This window comes from Intestinimonas massiliensis (ex Afouda et al. 2020), from assembly GCF_900626285.1.
GTDB classification, from domain to species: domain Bacteria; phylum Bacillota; class Clostridia; order Oscillospirales; family Oscillospiraceae; genus Flavonifractor; species Flavonifractor massiliensis_A.
Window position 1 is genome coordinate 201,145 of record NZ_LR131147.1, and the last position, 15,535, is coordinate 216,679.

17 protein-coding genes and 1 tRNA gene are annotated in these 15,535 nt (G+C 56.9%); 7 read left to right on the forward strand and 11 right to left on the reverse strand.

The genetic code is table 11. The features are described from left to right. Positions 1–3 precede the first annotated feature (3 nt). Positions 4–1,341 carry an ABC transporter permease gene (locus E0E41_RS01025; protein ID WP_130868370.1) on the forward strand — a complete coding sequence of 446 codons (1,338 nt, stop codon included), beginning with the start codon at positions 4–6 and terminating at the stop codon, positions 1,339–1,341. A 22-nt stretch (positions 1,342–1,363) separates the two neighbouring features. On the opposite strand, the gene E0E41_RS01030 is transcribed toward E0E41_RS01025, so the two are convergent. From E0E41_RS01030 to E0E41_RS01055, 6 genes are all read right to left on the reverse strand, one after another. Further along, the gene (locus tag E0E41_RS01030) at positions 1,364–3,298 is read right to left on the reverse strand and encodes a M56 family metallopeptidase (protein WP_130868371.1); all 1,935 of its coding nucleotides are present in this window, start codon (positions 3,296–3,298) and stop codon (positions 1,364–1,366) included. A gap of 2 nt (positions 3,299–3,300) precedes the next feature. Further along, positions 3,301–3,666, reverse strand: a complete 366-nt coding sequence (locus tag E0E41_RS01035; protein WP_130868372.1) for a BlaI/MecI/CopY family transcriptional regulator — start codon at positions 3,664–3,666, stop codon at positions 3,301–3,303. A gap of 191 nt (positions 3,667–3,857) precedes the next feature. Next, a complete protein-coding gene (locus E0E41_RS01040) occupies positions 3,858–5,039 on the reverse strand; it encodes a DUF1266 domain-containing protein (RefSeq protein WP_165450481.1) in 1,182 nt (393 codons plus the stop codon). Further along, entirely contained in the window at positions 5,032–5,214 is a 183-nt protein-coding gene (locus E0E41_RS01045; RefSeq protein WP_130868374.1) for a hypothetical protein, read from the reverse strand. The genes E0E41_RS01040 and E0E41_RS01045 overlap by 8 nt, the downstream gene beginning before the upstream one ends. A 7-nt stretch (positions 5,215–5,221) precedes the next feature. After that, positions 5,222–5,707 (reverse strand): hypothetical protein, encoded by a 486-nt coding sequence (locus tag E0E41_RS01050; protein ID WP_130868375.1) that lies wholly within the window; start codon positions 5,705–5,707, stop codon positions 5,222–5,224. A 94-nt stretch (positions 5,708–5,801) separates the two neighbouring features. Then, on the reverse strand, positions 5,802–6,416 hold the full coding sequence (locus E0E41_RS01055; protein ID WP_130868376.1) for a TetR/AcrR family transcriptional regulator: 615 nt from the start codon (positions 6,414–6,416) through the stop codon (positions 5,802–5,804). Positions 6,417–6,580: 164 nt separating this feature from the next. On the opposite strand from E0E41_RS01055, the gene E0E41_RS01060 reads away from it, so the two are divergent. Then, the gene (locus E0E41_RS01060; RefSeq protein ID WP_130868377.1) at positions 6,581–7,069 is read left to right on the forward strand and encodes a hypothetical protein; all 489 of its coding nucleotides are present in this window, start codon (positions 6,581–6,583) and stop codon (positions 7,067–7,069) included. Between the two features lie 73 nt (positions 7,070–7,142). Here E0E41_RS01060 and E0E41_RS01065 read toward each other — a convergent pair whose 3' ends face one another. Beyond that, entirely contained in the window at positions 7,143–7,322 is a 180-nt protein-coding gene (locus tag E0E41_RS01065; protein ID WP_130868378.1) for a DUF6774 domain-containing protein, read from the reverse strand. Positions 7,323–7,386: 64 nt separating this feature from the next. Then, positions 7,387–8,073 (reverse strand): YetF domain-containing protein, encoded by a 687-nt coding sequence (locus tag E0E41_RS01070; RefSeq protein ID WP_130868379.1) that lies wholly within the window; start codon positions 8,071–8,073, stop codon positions 7,387–7,389. Between the two features lie 203 nt (positions 8,074–8,276). Between E0E41_RS01070 and E0E41_RS01075 the strand changes: the two genes are divergently transcribed. The 5 genes from E0E41_RS01075 (at position 8,277) to E0E41_RS01095 (ending at position 12,958) form a co-directional block, all read left to right on the forward strand. After that, positions 8,277–9,656, forward strand: a complete 1,380-nt coding sequence (locus E0E41_RS01075; RefSeq protein ID WP_130868380.1) for a vWA domain-containing protein — start codon at positions 8,277–8,279, stop codon at positions 9,654–9,656. A gap of 545 nt (positions 9,657–10,201) precedes the next feature. Continuing rightward, on the forward strand, positions 10,202–10,471 hold the full coding sequence (locus E0E41_RS01080) for a hypothetical protein (protein WP_130868381.1): 270 nt from the start codon (positions 10,202–10,204) through the stop codon (positions 10,469–10,471). Positions 10,472–10,640: 169 nt separating this feature from the next. Continuing rightward, positions 10,641–11,567, forward strand: a complete 927-nt coding sequence (locus E0E41_RS01085; protein ID WP_130868382.1) for a replication protein — start codon at positions 10,641–10,643, stop codon at positions 11,565–11,567. A 12-nt stretch (positions 11,568–11,579) separates the two neighbouring features. After that, positions 11,580–11,774 (forward strand): helix-turn-helix domain-containing protein, encoded by a 195-nt coding sequence (locus E0E41_RS01090; protein WP_130868383.1) that lies wholly within the window; start codon positions 11,580–11,582, stop codon positions 11,772–11,774. 38 nt (positions 11,775–11,812) lie between these two features. Beyond that, the gene (locus E0E41_RS01095) at positions 11,813–12,958 is read left to right on the forward strand and encodes a site-specific integrase (protein WP_130868384.1); all 1,146 of its coding nucleotides are present in this window, start codon (positions 11,813–11,815) and stop codon (positions 12,956–12,958) included. 91 nt (positions 12,959–13,049) lie between these two features. Here E0E41_RS01095 and E0E41_RS01100 read toward each other — a convergent pair. The 3 genes from E0E41_RS01100 to E0E41_RS01110 form a co-directional block, all read right to left on the reverse strand. Then, positions 13,050–13,125: transfer RNA gene (locus tag E0E41_RS01100), tRNA-Ala, on the reverse strand. Between the two features lie 97 nt (positions 13,126–13,222). Next, on the reverse strand, positions 13,223–14,620 hold the full coding sequence (gene gltA, locus E0E41_RS01105; RefSeq protein WP_130868385.1) for an NADPH-dependent glutamate synthase: 1,398 nt from the start codon (positions 14,618–14,620) through the stop codon (positions 13,223–13,225). 13 nt (positions 14,621–14,633) lie between these two features. Next, positions 14,634–15,491, reverse strand: a complete 858-nt coding sequence (locus E0E41_RS01110; RefSeq protein ID WP_130868386.1) for a sulfide/dihydroorotate dehydrogenase-like FAD/NAD-binding protein — start codon at positions 15,489–15,491, stop codon at positions 14,634–14,636. Positions 15,492–15,535: the final 44 nt, after the last annotated feature.

Genomic DNA, 15,535 nt, shown 5'->3' on the forward strand with positions numbered 1-15,535 from the left:
GCCGTGCAGAAAAAGGATCTGCTCCGGATCTGCCTGCAAAACCTGATGCGACGCCGCTCCCGCACCTTTCTGACGGTGCTGGGGGTCCTGATCGGCTGCTGCTCCATCGTTATCATGGTCTCTCTGGGCATCGGCATGAAGGAGACCCAGGAAAAGCTGCTGGCAGAGATGGGCGACCTGACCATCATCACCGTCAGCGCCCCTCAGAAGGGTAAGGGCAAGGTTAAGCTGGATGAGGCCCTGGTCAAGCGGCTGCGCAATATGGACGGCGTAGTGGGGGTATCCCCCAAGCAGAGCCTGGAGGTGGACTCCATCCGTCTTCTGTCCGGCACCGGCAACCGCTATATCGCCGACTGGACCTCCGTGGTCGGCATGGACACCGAGGAGATGGAGCGGCTGGGTTATCAGATCCTGTCCGGCTCCCCCGCCAAACGCAGCGGCGACGTGGTCATCGGACAGTATCTGGCTTACAGCTTCAAGGACACCCTGCGGCCCGAGGGCCGGAACATGATCGATCGCTGGGCGGGTGAGCTGGACGACAACGGCCAGCCCGCTGAGCTGCCTCCTCCCTACTTCGACCCCATGAAGAGCACCCTTACCCTGGAGATCGGCACCGCGTCCGGCACCATCAAGCTGCCGGTCACCCCCTCCGGTGTGGTCAAGGAGGACTACTCCAAGGGCTACGAGACCTCCGAGGGTCTCATCATGAGCCTGACCGACCTGAGAAAACTGCTGGACAAGGTGCAGGGGGCCGCCAAAAAGAAGGTACCCTACGATTCCGTACTGGTCAAGGTGAGCGCCATCGACCGGGTAGCCGATGTGGAGCAGGAGATCAAGTCCATGGGCTATGCCACAGAATCCATGGAGAGCATCCGCAAACCCATGGAGAAGGAGGCCCGGCAGAAGCAGATGATGCTGGGCGGTCTGGGCGCCATCTCCCTGTTCGTTGCCGCCCTGGGCATCACCAACACCATGATCATGTCCATCTCCGAGCGCACCCGGGAGATCGGCATTATGAAGGCCCTGGGCTGCTATGTCTCCGACGTGCGGATCATGTTCCTGGCGGAGGCGGGGGCCATCGGGCTGATTGGAGGTGTCATCGGCTGTATCATCAGCTTTATCGCCTCGGTCATTATCAATCTGGTCTCCATCGGCCTTTCGCCGGAAAACATCCCCGCCGCCATTCTGGGTGGCGAGGGCATCAACCGGGTATCGGTGATCCCACCCTGGCTGCTGCTCTTCGCCGTTGTCTTTTCAGTGTTTATCGGTCTGGGCTCCGGCTACTACCCCGCCAACAAGGCAGTTGGCATTCCCGCCCTGGAGGCCATCAAAAGCGAATAAAAGAAACAGTCAGGCGGAACCATTAAGGTTCCGCCTGACTCATTTGCAGCATCATCCACATGGCGGGCTGGTTGGCCTCCATCCAGTCCGTCCCGTGCTCCTCCCGGACAGTCTCCGCCGCCTCTCTCCAGGCGTCGAAATAGGCCTGTCCGGTGTCCGCCTCCAGCTTGAGCTGTGCCTCCGGAGCCAGTTCATCCAGCACCAGCCGCATCAGGTGGCCCTCCAGCCCGGTCTGTCCCCCCGCCAGAAATCGGGAGAAGATGTAGCGCAGGGTGTCCGTCCCGCCGTCCAGCAGGGCCTGGTGCTCCTCCGGGTGAGCCGCCAGATAATCGCCCGGATTGGAAGAGGCGGCGGGAGCGGAGGCGATGGAGGCAAAAAGTTCAGCCGTCCGATCCAGCCGTTCCTCACACGCCTGCAGAAAGGCCTCCACATCCCCGGTACGGATATCCACGCTCTCCGAAAGCGTCTCACAGGTCAGATTTGCGTAGAACAGTGCATCCTCCGGTCCGCCGCTGCCCACCCATAAGGAATACCGGCCTTCGATGGGATAGACGCAGATATAAAGGCCGGAGCCCACCTCTGTGCAGGCATAGTCCGTCAGGTCCGCCCAGGTCAGTGCCTCTCCCTTCTGCGAGAGTTCCAGCACGTCTTCCAGGGTAAGTGTGCGGTCGAAATAGCCCTCCGGCAGCGGAGAATCCCCCGCTCCATAGACATCTTCCCAGGTAACCAGCCAGTCATAAGGCGCGTCATAGGAATCCCCGTCGATCATCAGATAGACGTTCCCCATGTTGACCACCTCGTGCCTGGAACCGTCTGTCAGGGTAAGGTATAGCATGATGCTCTGTCCGTTCAGGGTCTCTGGGTTCTTGACCAGGCGCCCACTGCTCTGGTTGAGCAGTTCCACTACCTCCGGGATCTCCTCCGGGGAGAGCTGCTTATACTGCCTGTCCTTGCTCTGGGGCATCACCACCAGGTCCACGGAGGCCACCTGATCCGCCGTCAGATTTTGGGCCCACTCCAGGGTGGGATGGCGGGCCGGGTCGGTGAGGAAGCACACCGCCGCCGCAATACAGACTGCCGCTGCCGCCAGCACCAGCCAGAAGGTGGGTCTTCTGTAGTTCAGAACCGCCTTGATCCGTCCCTTCACGTTCCCCTCTCCAAACGCAAGTGGACAGGCGGCCAGGGTGCGGCGGTCCACACTGCAGGTCAGCAGGGCCAGGGAATAGGCCCTCTTTCCCTCCCCATCCAGGGTGCGGACCACCCGCTCATCGCAGGCCAGCTCCAGATCCCGGCAGAACAGCCAGTAGGCTGCCCACACCAGAGGATGGAACCAGTAGACCGCCAGCAGAAAGAACCCCAGCGGCTTCCACCAGTGATCCTTCCGGGCCAGGTGGGCCTGTTCATGGGCCAGCACCGGCCCCAGCGCCGAGGCGGGCAGATCGGAGGGCAGATAGATCCTGGGCCGGAACACGCCCAGGACAAAAGGCGTGTCAACCCGGTCACACTGCCAGACCCGCCCCTCCAGCGGAACCGCTTCCGCCACCCGACGCCGCAGGCGCAGGACACTTACCAGCGCGTATCCCAGCAGCAGGAGGACACCGGCCAGCCAGACCCAGCTCAGCACAGTCATCAGTTCCGGCCCTGCCGCTGTCGTGGAATTGGCCACCACCTCCGTGTGGCTGCCCATGTCTCCGCCTGTAATTTGCGGCAGATCAGCTGTAAAGTCATATAGCTTTTCAGAAAAAGTGGGCTGAGATGCGGTCGGGATCCGGGGGACCAGGCTCAGGGAGCTTTCCAGGGAAATGGGCACCGCCAGCCGTACCCCTACCAGAGCCCACAGCACGCAGCGCACCCACTTGGGAGCCCGGAACAGGACCAGCCGCAGCAGGATCATCGCCAGAATGAGCCAGCCGGCGGAAAAGCCCATGGACAGGAGCTTTGCAAGCAGAGCGTCCATGCTCACTCCTCCTTCCCGTAAGCGTCGATCAACTTGCGGATCTCCTCCACATCGGCCTTGGACAGCCCCTTCCGGGCGGTAAAGGCCGCCAGAAAGGCGGGCAGGGAGCCGCCGAAGGATTCCGTCACGAACTCCTCACTCTGGCAGGCGTAGAACTCCTCCCGGGAAATCCTGGCTGTCACCACGCTGTCACTGGTCTCAAAAATCTCCCGGTCACACAGCCGCTTCAATACCGTGTAGGTGGTAGTCCGCTTCCACTGCAGTTCCTTCTGGCACAGCTTCACCAGTTCTCCAGTGGTCAGCGGTGCGTTGGCCCAGATCAGATCCGCAAATCTGGCCTCTACCGCCCCCAGACGATATTCCTTCATAGTATCACCTCCGGTTGTTTACACATTGTAGACAACCACAGTCTATCGCATACCCTTCCTGTTGTCAAGCATAGTTTGACGTGGCTTCACCATGAGCCTGTTCCGCACAGGCATGAAAACCCCGTTCAGTTCAGAACTGAACGGGGTTTTCATGCCTGCTTCTTTGACAGGTGCAAAAACAGAAGGCTTTTTTATGGTACAAATCCGATCCGGCGCCGGGCGGGCCAGGGGTGCTCCCGCCACTTTCCGCCATTCTGCTTGTCCGTTCCGGTCAGCAGATCGGTAGCCGCGTCCGCAAGATAGCCCAGATAGCCGGCAGCGGCGGGGTCGCCGCAGAGCAGCTTCCACATCAGGCCGCCAAACAGGTAGGACTGGGCAAATTCCCGCCAGCTGTGGAGCTCCTCTGCCGCCTTTTGGGACAGCTCCCAGAGGATACCCACCGCTTCACTCTCAGTGATCCACCCCAGATAGCTGCCCCAGCGGGTCAGCATGGCTGCCCGGCCCACATCCCAGCCGGCCAGAAAGCCCGGCGCATACCGCTCCTTGTATCGCTGTGCGAACCGCCAGGCCCGGGCGGCCGATTCCCGGTCCTCGTCATCGGCATCCTCGTCCAGCAGTGCATCCGGCGACGCCGCCTCGGCATAGACCTGGTAGCGCAGGATGTAACCTTCCCGGACCAGGTAGCGGATCATATCCAGCAGATCGCTGCGGCCGTCAATGCCCCAGGAGCGGCGCACGATGGACACTACCTGCTGCTCCATGACCGGGATATGCTCCTCCACATCCATTCCGTCCAGCCTGTGATCGTTGAGGACAGAAACGATGCCGGAAAGCAGAATACCAAACCGCTCCCATTGCGCTCCATCTCTGGCGTATGGTACCGGCTCAGGCTCAGGCAGCGCCTCCAGCCGGGCCATGGTTTCCTCCAGCAGGATATACAGGCTCTCTTCCTGCTCCAGCCCAAAGCCGGCCCCGCCGTTGTCGTCCTCCTCCCCGTCCTCCATGGCCAGGGTTTCCAGGGCCGCGGCGATCACGCCCATATCTTCGCCGTACATCTGGCTCATCAGCTCTTCCATCCCCAGCGCGGAGGCCTGAGCCACCTTTTCATCCACCATCTTCTGCAACAGCGCTTCATTGGCCCCTATCTGTGCCACGTCGCCCGCTCCAAGGACCTGCCCCAGAATCTCCACTTGCCTTTGGGTATTGGCGGCAAGCTGTTCCGCCTCCCGGTCCGCGGCACCGCACTCTGCTTCCTCTTCTGCCGTCAGCCGCTCCGCCAGCTGTTCGCTCTCTTCCTTGAGCTCCTTCAGGCTCTCTGAAGCCCGCTCCTTGGCCATCTGGGCCCGCTTCATGATTTCATCTATGTCAAACATCGCCCTCGTCCTCCTGTTCCGGCGGAAGCGGATGCCATGCGGGTGGTGCCTTGTGTCTGGTAAACAAGTGCTTGACCCGCTCCAATATGCCATCCACAAAGTGGAACCACAGATTGCCTGCCGCTACTGCCGCCACAAGGATCAGCAGACATGCACCGATCTCTTTTAAGTACATACTCCCCTCACTTTGTGGCAAAACGCTTCATAAAGAAGTCAGTAAAGGCCGCCAGAGGTTCCTCCTGGGAGACATATACGTACAGGGATTCATCCTCCAGCCAGTCATAAGCGTTAATGGCAATATAGCCTTTCCTGTCAGGGTAGATCACAAAGGCGTCGGTGGGATACTTGTTTCGATAGGCCTTCAGGATCTCGGACCGGCGGTAATATGTGGGGTCGCCGCAGCCAGAGAGGTCTGGAACGGTGGGGACCACCACGATGGTCTGACTGTCCTCATTCCACCCCACGATAAGGTTGCCGATCTTCGTCTTGCTGCCGTGGACAAACCCATAGTTGAAGCGGCTCACGTCCTCGGTGTAGCCGAAAATCAGCTGGTAGTCGTCACCATTCTCCACCACCTGATTGAACAGCGCCCGCATCTTTTTCGCGTTTGCGTTGCTCTTTTCCATATCCACCTCAGGCCCCTTAAACAATTTCCCGAAAAATCCCATGGTCTGCTCCTCCTTAAATAAAGATCTTTTTCTGTTTTTGTTTTTATTTTGCAGAAAATGAAATCCGCCGGAATACAGACAGATTCAGACGGATTTACATTGTTCCTTTCAGTGTCTCCAGATAATCCACGATGGTACTGATCTGAACGGCCACCGTCTCATCCGCCGCTTCGGGTACAAACAGCGGCAGCGTCTGCGGAATCGCACGGCGGACGATCATAACGGTCAGGCTTAGATTCGTAAACAGGTTGATTCTGTTCTGATCGGCTCTGATCCCAAAGCACTCCAGAATGTCGCCGAAAAGGCGGGACTGCTTTTCCCGGAAAAGCTGGTAGCTCTCCTCCGACAAGCGCCGGAAGATCAGCTGCTGCTCCTCGATGGTCAGAACGGCAATCCCGTTTCGCTCGCCATAGCAGCAGGTATGGAGGAATTGACGCACCGCCTCCCGCCAGCTCAGGGCAGGATCAGCCATCAGCTTTTGCGCATACGCCAGGATTTTGGGCTGCTGGAGATACAGCGTCTCCACGATCAGATCCTCCTTCGTGGGGAAGAAGGAGTAAAAGAACGTGCGTGAGATGCCCACCGCCTTATAGATCTGCTCCACCGTTGTGTGCTGGATCCCCTGCCGGGCCATCAGTTCAAGCGCTGTGGTAACCAGGGATTTTCGGATCTGCTCCCGCTCTTTCTCTGAATAAGCGACCTTCGGCATCTCACCTCTCCCCTTCATAAAAACAAATCTACAGATTTGTTTTTATTTTAACATGTCGGTCGCTACATTACAAGCACAACTTGCACTAACCGGAGAGATCGTATATTATGAAATTAAGTTCCAGCGCCATCAAACCGGATATTCAGGAAAGGTGGGAACAACCGATGAAACGGGTACTTGCCATTTTGAGTGTGCTGCTCCCCTGCACCCTGCTGCTGGCCGGGTGCACCGCCCCGCCGGAGGCCACCAAGCGGGACACCATTCCCTTTTCGGAGGGACAGCTCTATGCCGTCGCTCACCTGGGCTATCAGCAGATCGAAAATCTGGATTACTATACGGAGCATTACCTGGACAGCGACGCGCTGCCCATCCACTATCTTTCCGACGGAGACTACTATCTGGTGATCCCCCGGTATGATGGCATGTCCCTCTCCCTCTCTCAGGGAGATATTGAGACCTTGGGGTCTGTGCTGATTTTTGAGGATCCCAACTGCCAGCCGTTTATTATCCAGTGCAATGCCAGCGATATCTTTGCAGACGCCGTCATTCATTTGACCTATGGCGAGGAGGAAGCGGAATTCTCCCCCTTTATCTCGTTGAAAGACGGCTCCGTTGACATCGGCCCAAACGGGCTGCTCCTGACAGAGGAATAAATGTAAAAAGCCTTGAAATCCTTTTGGTTTCAAGGCTTTTTATTTAATAAAGGCAGGCGGGAAACCATACTTTTTATCCGGCTGTTTGCTTGTTATTGCGGCCGCAAATGCTCCTTTGCGTTGCAATGGTGAGCAAAGTATCCCCCAGCTGCGTCAGGGTCACTCCAAGCAAATTCAATTCATCTTCCGTTAGTTTACAGGCAAGCGCATTGGCAACAGCAGTGATGGAAGCCGTCAATTCGCATGAATTCACAACAGAACCACCTCCATACCCATTGTATGACCACATGGTCAGGGCGTGTATGCCATCTGCCGCGTCACTTTTTGCCGGTATTCTTTTCGTAGAGAATAAATTTTAGATTCCGGTCACAGACCGCTAAAAAGACGTCTTTTGCGGAGTGGACGCGGCGCTGTTCCAGCTGCTTGTCCAGCCAGGTCAAATCCAGTCCCATACGCTTGAGGTTGTCCTCCAAAATTCGGCCGTCCATAATCAGCTCCGTGAACAGCAGTTCCTGTTCCGGCTCCAGATTCATATCATTGGGCGTGGCAGGACGCTGGCTGCTGACGGGGAGAATGGTAAGTTTTCCGTTGTACTCAAAAACAGCTGTTTGGATATTTGACAAATCAAAGTATCCCTGCTGCCTGCACATGACCATAAACTCGCTTAAATCCAGCTTGGCCTTTTTCAGATTTTCACGGTATAGCTTTCCGTGATCCATGAGAATTGTAGGCGTACCATTAAGATATTTACGCGATCTGGGAATCCGATTGGAGACAACGCTCAGCAGCACGGTAACACCTCCATAGATCAGCATAGCCGTGAGCGGTTTCCATGGCTCCTCCAGCTCTGTAGCCATTTCAGCCGCAATGGAGCCAATCGTTATCCCAGTAATATAGTCGAAAAAATCCAGCTGGGCAATTTGTTTGTGTCCAATAAATTTAGCCACCAAAAACAGCGCGCCAAACGAGCCCAGCGCGGTGAGGCAAAGAACCAGAAAGCTCATACGATCACCCCTACTCCTTTTTATATTCTGTCCAAACCTCCGGCAAGCATTCACGGCAGCGTCGTTTCAGCTCCGGTGTACACAGTCTGCCGGAACAGGGTGGGGTGCATCCAAAGGAAATGCCGGTGTGTCCTTCTGCCTTCCTTCGACATAGCATGACCTGAGCCCCTATTAAATAACGAGGCTCAGAGAGGAATGACCTTATGGGAATCACCAATTCCAATAAAACCCTGAGTGAAACGCGCATTGACTGCGGCGGTTCTTTTCAGGTAAAACTTTCTTTAACGGCAGCGCCCGATATCGTGTCAAACCCCACTGATATTGTACTCATTCTCGACCGCTCTGGGAGCATGGCGGGAAGTGCGCTGGCGAATATGAAAAACGGAGCCAAGGCCTTTATCGACATTATCGATGAGGCAACGGACGGCACACAGGACGGGCAAATCGGATCGGGAAGCCGCATCGCCATTGTCAGCTTCGCAGAGACGGCAACGGCAGATACGCAGCTGATCACCTCAGCGGCCGATTTAAAGTCTGCGGTAGACGCCCTGTCCGCCGGCGGCAATACCAACCACGCGGACGCGTTTACCAAAGCATCCGAGCTGCTGGCAGCCCCCTCGGCAAACGCCCGTGTGATGGTGATGTTTACCGATGGCCAGACTACCGCAGGCCCGGACCCCAGCCCCATAGCGGCCGCAGCCAGGGCGGCGGGCGTGGTCATTTATGCCATCGGGCTGTCCGGCAGCAGTGGTGTGGATGCTTCCGCTCTGGAAGACTGGGCCTCCAAGCCCTCGTCTGCCTATGTGGCAATCACGCCGGATAACGCAGAATTGGAGCAGCTTTTTAAAGATTTGGCCAGAAACATTGCAAAACCCGGAGCAACCAATGTTTCGGTCGTCGATAAGGTGTCCCCCTGTTTCCGGATCACTTCTGTTGCCACACCCTCAAAGGGCACGGCCAGTCTGCTGGACGCCAACACGGTACGGTGGCAAATTGACGAACTGGGTGTGTCGCAAAGTGAAGGGGCGGCGCTGGAGTTTACTGTTGAGCACATTGGGCCCTGTTCCGGACTCATCAAGGCAAATGAGTCTATCTCCTACAGTGACACGGAGGGCAACGTGGTGATCTTCCCCTCCCCTGAGCTGGAGGTAACCTGCGATAACATCATCTTTCCAGAGAGCTGCCCGGAACCCATTGACCTCACCGTTGCCGGCTGTAAAGATACGCTGGAATTTGATGCCGGTGCGATTGGGATGGAGTCCCTCGGCCGCATCGTCCAGTTAACCGTTACCCTGCAAAACGTCTGTCCCAACAGGCGGGTTGCTTTGGCCGCCATCCTGACTGAAGTGGATGCCCAGGGTCTTGAATATAAGCGTGGTATGAAAACCATATTGATTCCCACCCACACAAGGGGCACCTGCCGGGATGTAACGGTCCGGTGCATCAAGTTTGTCCTTCCTGAAAGTCTGGACGTTTCCGGCTCAACGAGTTCCATCTGCAATGACCGAAAGTTCAAGGCCCGCTTTATCGCAAACTATATCGACAACGACTTTGAGTGCTGCAATACGGTGCTGAACCCGTAACGGCACCGCCGGGTACCACTTTTTCGGTATCCGGCTACATAGGATTTGTCCCTTGCACAACCGGGCGTCTCGGGTGCCATCAATATAAAAAAGCCTTGAAACCGTTTGGTTTCAAGGCTTTTTGGTGGAGATAAGCGGGATCGAACCGCTGACCCCTTGAATGCCATTGCCTCCAGGCTCGTCCCGTTCTGTATCATGTTCTGTTCTTTGGTGCCATAAAATCCCCTGCGTTTTCAATGCTTTGCGGCCCGTTTTTCAGTCCTTGCAGGAAAGATACGGATGCCGCAGGCGGTACCGATACCTGCACAAAGTGCGCAAAAGTGTTAGAAATGTGTTAGAAGCTGCCGTTACAGAAAACCACAGCCACGGCCCCTGGAATACGCTTTAATGCGTGTTCCAGGGGCCGCGGCATGCAGGGGCACGCAGCAAGCAACGACTGCGCACGGGTAGCAAAGGGGGCGCAGCCCCCAGCATCGGAGTAACGTAAAAGTACTCCTTGACTTTCTGAGCGTTCCATTCTATATTGTTCCCAGGAGGTGGTATTTATGCCATCGGACAAAAAGCGCATCAACCTGACTGTTCCAGACCCACTTTATGAGCGGCTTCAGCAATTCAAGGAGAAAAATGGCATCGTCAACGATGCCACCGCCTGCTTGCAGCTCATCACCCAGCAACTAAACAGCCAAGACCAGTCGGAAGTACTGATGAACCTGCTGCGGGAGACCTCGCTTGACACACTCATGCAGCTTTCCAACGACGGACTTGCTTTCAGCAAGGAGGCCTTTGCAAAGAAGCTCGAAAAGTCCGGTAGCTAGTCTCTGCACAGGGGCAGTATTACCCCTGTGCAACGATGTAATTTGTGTACCTATCCGCCTGTGAATCATCCGTGAATATGAAAAAGAACGGTACGGTCATATTCTTAAAAAATCCCGTGCCAATGATGAAGAATGGAAAGGAGATGATTCAACAAAGAAAGGAGTTATTATGCCTAGAGAATCTGCAAGCCGCAAGTATCAACTTACCATCAACAACCCCCAGGAGCATGGACTTACTCATCTGGTTCTGCGTGCGGCCATAGACAGCCTTACCGGCTGCCTGTATTGGTGCCTGTGCGACGAGATTGGCGTGGAAGGGACCCTGCACACCCATGTCTATCTGGTCTTTCAAAATCCGGTCATGTTCTCCACCATTCAGCGCCGGTTTTATGGCGCTCACATCGAGCAGTGCAAAGGCAGCAACCAGGAAAACCGGGACTATGTGCGCAAGGAAGGCAAATGGGCCAATGACCCCAAGCATGGTACCAATTTACCGGATACCTTCGAGGAATCCGGGCCGCTGCCCCCGGAACCGCAGAAACGAATGCGCGACAGCGATGGCATCCTCGCCATGATTCATGCCGGCTCTTCTGACGCCTCTATCTTGGAGGTCTTTCCTTCCGCCTACCGCAGCCTGCGGCAAATCGCCGAGGCACGGCAAGCAATTCGAAGCGAAGAATTCCGCAAGATATTTCGGCAGCTCCACGTGGTTTATCTCTGGGGACAGACCGGAATAGGCAAAACCCGCGGCATTATGGAGCGCCACGGCTACGAAAATGTCTATCGGGTAACCAACTATAATCATCCCTTCGACAGCTACGCAGGGGAAGATGTAATGCTTTTTGACGAGTTTCGTTCCAGTCTGTCAATTAGTGATATGCTATCCTATCTGGACGGCTATCCGCTGCTATTGCCTTGCCGATACGCCGACAAAACCGCCTGCTATACGAAGGTGTATGTGGTAAGCAATATTCCCCTTGAGGCGCAGTATCCCGATGTCCAAGCGGAAGAACCCGCCACCTGGGCGGCCTTTCTGCGGCGTTTCCATGAGCACTACGAGCTGCTCCCCCCTGACAGCAGCGATGCGCCGTTTTAAGGGGGTGCTGCGATGTTCCGTGACTATCCAGACGTGATGACCGTCCGGCAGGCCGCCCATGCTCTGGGCATCTGCGAGGCATCGGTCTACCGTCTGATTCACGCCAGGGCCCTCGGCACCTGCCGGGTCGGGCGAAAAATACTGGTGCCCAAGGTCTGTCTGATCGACTATGTGACCTCGGCCCGGTATATGGTATCTCATCTGTAACGGCAGACAAATCTACACTGTCAGGAAAGGAGTTCAACATGACAGGCAGTCTGCAAGAAAAAAACGGCATATACTACATGGTACTGAACACCTACGAGAACGGCAAACGGAAGCAGCGATGGTTCTCCACCGGTCTGCCCGTACGCGGCAACAAGCGTAGGGCGGAGCAGCTGCTTCGGGAGAAGATCCGCCTGCTTGAGGCGGAAACCGGCCGTACATCTTCCAATATCCTGTTTTCGGATTATGTACGCCGCTGGCTGTCCACTGTCCGGCACAAGGTGGACCCGGTGACCTTCCAGGGTTATGAAGTGCTTGCCAAGCGCCATATTCTGCCCTGGTTTGACGAACACAAGTTTTCTCTGCACGATCTGAACGCGGAAGTCCTGCAAGGGTATATGGACGAGAAGGCCGCCAACGGACGCGTGGACGGCAAAGGCGGCCTTTCTCCCCGCTCCCTGATCCTTCACAAAAACATCCTCAGCCAGACGCTGGACGAGGGTGTGAAAAGCGGCCTGCTGCCAGCCAATCCCTGCCGCTTTCTGAGCCTTCCCAGGGTCCAGCGGCATGAGGCGCATTTTTACACCGCCCAGCAGCTGCAAGCCCTTTTTGACGCCATCCGGGACGAACCGCTTTATCCCCTGGTGAAAATCGCGGCTCTTTACGGCCTACGCCGCAGTGAACTTTTGGGATTGAAATGGGATAGTATCGATTTTGAGCGGAAAACGCTGACAATCCGGCATACGGTCTCTAAAGTGACCAAAGCAGTGGAGAAGGACAAAACCAAAAACGCCAGCAGCTACCGCTCCTTTCCGCTGATCCCGGAGGCGGAGACCATCTTCCGCCGCGAACAGGAGGCGGCAAACAAAAACCGCCGCCTGTTCGGGCGGCAGTACCAGGAAAACGATTCCGTCTTTAAATGGCCGGACGGGCATCCCTTCTCCCCGGACTATGTGACGGATCGCTTTTCTTCCCTGCTCAGGAAGCATGGCCTCCCTCCCATTCGTTTCCATGAGCTGCGCCACTCCTGCGCCAGTCTGCTGCTCAACGCCGGCTTTCACCTGAAGGATGTGCAGGAATGGATGGGCCACGCCGATATCAAGATGACCGCAAATATCTACGGCCATCTGGACGTAAGGCGCAAGCAGGATATGGCCGCCAGGCTCGGCGGAGTGTTGAAGGGTTAGGGTGTTAGAAATGTGTTAGAACCGCGGCACGGGCGGTCTGTTTCAAGGCGCAAAAAAAAGCCTTGAAACCATTTGGTTTCAAGGCTTTTTCTGGTGGAGATAAGCGGGATCGAACCGCTGACCTCTTGAATGCCATTCAAGCGCTCTCCCAGCTGAGCTATACCCCCAGATCGGCTCATCTCGTGACCGACGAAGGTTATTATACTAGGCACAGCTGTATTTGTCAATCTCTTTTTTATGCTTTTTTAAATTTCTTTCGAGAGCTTACTTTCCATGCTTCTCCTTCAGATACTTGTCCATGGCAGCAGCGGCCTTCTTGCCGGCACCCATGGCTAGAATCACGGTAGCGGCGCCAGTAACGGCATCGCCGCCTGCGTATACACCCTCCCGGGTGGTGGCCATGGTCTCCTCGTCAGCCACCAGACAGCCCTTCTTGTTGGTGTCCAGACCGGGGGTAGTGGAACGGATCAGCGGGTTGGGGCTGGTACCCAGACTCATGATGACGGCGTCCACTTCCAGCTCGAACTCGCTGCCGGGCACTTCGATGGGACGGCGGCGACCGCTGGCATCAGACTCGCCCAGCTCCATCTTGATGCACTCCATGCCCCGGACGCGGCCCTTGTCATCCCCCAGGATCTTGGTGGGATTGTTCAGAAACAGGAACTCAATGCCCTCCTCCTTGGCGTGGTGGATCTCCTCCACACGGGCGGGCATCTCCGCCTCGCTGCGGCGGTACACCACATACACGTGCTCTGCGCCCATACGCATGGCGCAGCGGGCGGCATCCATGGCCACGTTGCCGCCGCCCACAATGGCGGCCTTCTTGATCTTCTTGATGGGGGTATCGTAAGTATTCAGGTATGCCTTCATCAGGTTGATGCGGGTCAGGTACTCGTTGGCGGAGTACACACCGGCCAGGGTCTCACCGGGGATACCCATGAACATGGGCAGGCCGGCGCCGGAGCCCACGAACACCGCCTCATACCCGTCGGCAAACATCTCGTCGATGGTGTAGGTCTTGCCCACCACCATGTCAGTCTCCAGGTCCACACCCATGGCAGTGAGCTTCTCTACCTCGTTGGCCACGATGGCCTTGGGCAGACGGAACTCAGGGATGCCGTACACCAGCACGCCGCCGGCGGTGTGGAAGGCCTCGAACATGGTCACCTGATAGCCCAGCTTGGCCAGGTCGCTGGCGCAGGTCAGGCTGGCGGGGCCGGAGCCCACTACCGCCACCTTGATGCCGTTGCTCTCGGGCTTCTGGGGCATCTCGTTGATGTTCTCCCGATACCAGTCGGCCACAAACCGCTCCAGGCGGCCGATGGCCACCGGCTCGCCCTTGATGCCCCGGACGCAGTACTTCTCACACTGGCTCTCCTGGGGACAGACACGGCCGCTGACACTGGGCAGGGCGTTGGTATCGGAGATGATCTCGTAGGCGGCCTTGAAGTCGCCCTCTGCCACCTTGGCGATAAAGTCAGGGATATGGATATTCACCGGACAGCCGCCCACGCAGGGCTTGTTCTTACAGTGAAGGCAGCGGGTGGCCTCCTCCATGGCCTGCTCCTTGGTGTAGCCCAGGCAGACCTCCTCAAAATTGTGACTGCGGACCTTGGGGTCCTGCTCCGGTACAGGGACCTTGGTCATACTCATATTCGGCATCGTCTGTTCCCCCTCAATGGATCATTTCGTGGGCCAGCTGCTCCATCCGGCAGGCATGGCGCTCTTTTTCCTCGGCCTCTTCGCCGCGGTACACCGCGTTGCGGCTCATCAGTTCGTCGAAATCCACCTCATGGCCGTCAAAGTCGGGGCCATCCACGCAGGCGAACTTCATCTTTCCGCCCACGGTGACCCGGCAGCCGCCGCACATACCGGTGCCATCGATCATGATGGGGTTGAGGGACACAATGGTCTTGATGCCGTAGGGCTTGGTCACGGCGGAGACAAACTTCATCATGGGAATGGGGCCGATGGCGATGACCGCATCATACTGGTTGCCGGCGTCGATCAGCTCCTGAAGCTTCACGGTGACAAAGCCCTTCTCTCCATAGGTGCCGTCATCGGTCATCACATAGCAGTGGTCGCTGACGCCGCGGAACTCGTCCTCCAGGATCACAATGTCCTTGGAGCGGAAACCGGCGATCACGTCCACCTCCAGGCCGGCGGCGTGACAGCTCTTGGCCTGGGGATAGGCAATGGCGCAGCCTACGCCGCCGCCTACCACACACACCCGCTTGGCGCCCTCCGGCAGCTCGGTGGGCAGGCCCAAGGGGCCCACGAAATCCTTGATATAGTCCCCTTCGTTCAGGTCGCCCAGCAGCTCGGTGGTCAGGCCCACCTTCTGGAAGATGATGGTGACCGTTCCCTTCTCCCGGTCGTAGTCGGCGATAGTCAGAGGGGTACGCTCCCCGTGCTCATCCACCCGCAGGATGATAAACTGCCCTGCCTTTGCCTTTTTGGCGATCATAGGCGCCGCTACTTCCATCAGCGTCACGCTGGGGTTCAGAGCCTTTTTCCGTACGATTTTTACCATTGTCCCCACCTCTCAAAAAATGCGAGCGCCTAAATTTTAATTAG

Coding starts and splice junctions, on each gene's coding strand:
- E0E41_RS01030 (WP_130868371.1), bottom strand. CDS start 3,298: ATGGACGCTCTGCTTGCAAAGCTCCTGTCCATGGGCTTTTCCGCCGGC.
- E0E41_RS01035 (WP_130868372.1), bottom strand. CDS start 3,666: ATGAAGGAATATCGTCTGGGGGCGGTAGAGGCCAGATTTGCGGATCTG.
- E0E41_RS01040 (WP_165450481.1), bottom strand. CDS start 5,039: ATGTTTGACATAGATGAAATCATGAAGCGGGCCCAGATGGCCAAGGAG.
- E0E41_RS01045 (WP_130868374.1), bottom strand. CDS start 5,214: ATGTACTTAAAAGAGATCGGTGCATGTCTGCTGATCCTTGTGGCGGCA.
- E0E41_RS01050 (WP_130868375.1), bottom strand. CDS start 5,707: ATGGGATTTTTCGGGAAATTGTTTAAGGGGCCTGAGGTGGATATGGAA.
- E0E41_RS01055 (WP_130868376.1), bottom strand. CDS start 6,416: ATGCCGAAGGTCGCTTATTCAGAGAAAGAGCGGGAGCAGATCCGAAAA.
- E0E41_RS01060 (WP_130868377.1), top strand. CDS start 6,581: ATGAAACGGGTACTTGCCATTTTGAGTGTGCTGCTCCCCTGCACCCTG.
- E0E41_RS01070 (WP_130868379.1), bottom strand. CDS start 8,073: ATGAGCTTTCTGGTTCTTTGCCTCACCGCGCTGGGCTCGTTTGGCGCG.
- E0E41_RS01075 (WP_130868380.1), top strand. CDS start 8,277: ATGGGAATCACCAATTCCAATAAAACCCTGAGTGAAACGCGCATTGAC.
- E0E41_RS01080 (WP_130868381.1), top strand. CDS start 10,202: ATGCCATCGGACAAAAAGCGCATCAACCTGACTGTTCCAGACCCACTT.
- E0E41_RS01085 (WP_130868382.1), top strand. CDS start 10,641: ATGCCTAGAGAATCTGCAAGCCGCAAGTATCAACTTACCATCAACAAC.
- E0E41_RS01090 (WP_130868383.1), top strand. CDS start 11,580: ATGTTCCGTGACTATCCAGACGTGATGACCGTCCGGCAGGCCGCCCAT.
- E0E41_RS01095 (WP_130868384.1), top strand. CDS start 11,813: ATGACAGGCAGTCTGCAAGAAAAAAACGGCATATACTACATGGTACTG.
- gltA (WP_130868385.1), bottom strand. CDS start 14,620: ATGCCGAATATGAGTATGACCAAGGTCCCTGTACCGGAGCAGGACCCC.
- E0E41_RS01110 (WP_130868386.1), bottom strand. CDS start 15,491: ATGGTAAAAATCGTACGGAAAAAGGCTCTGAACCCCAGCGTGACGCTG.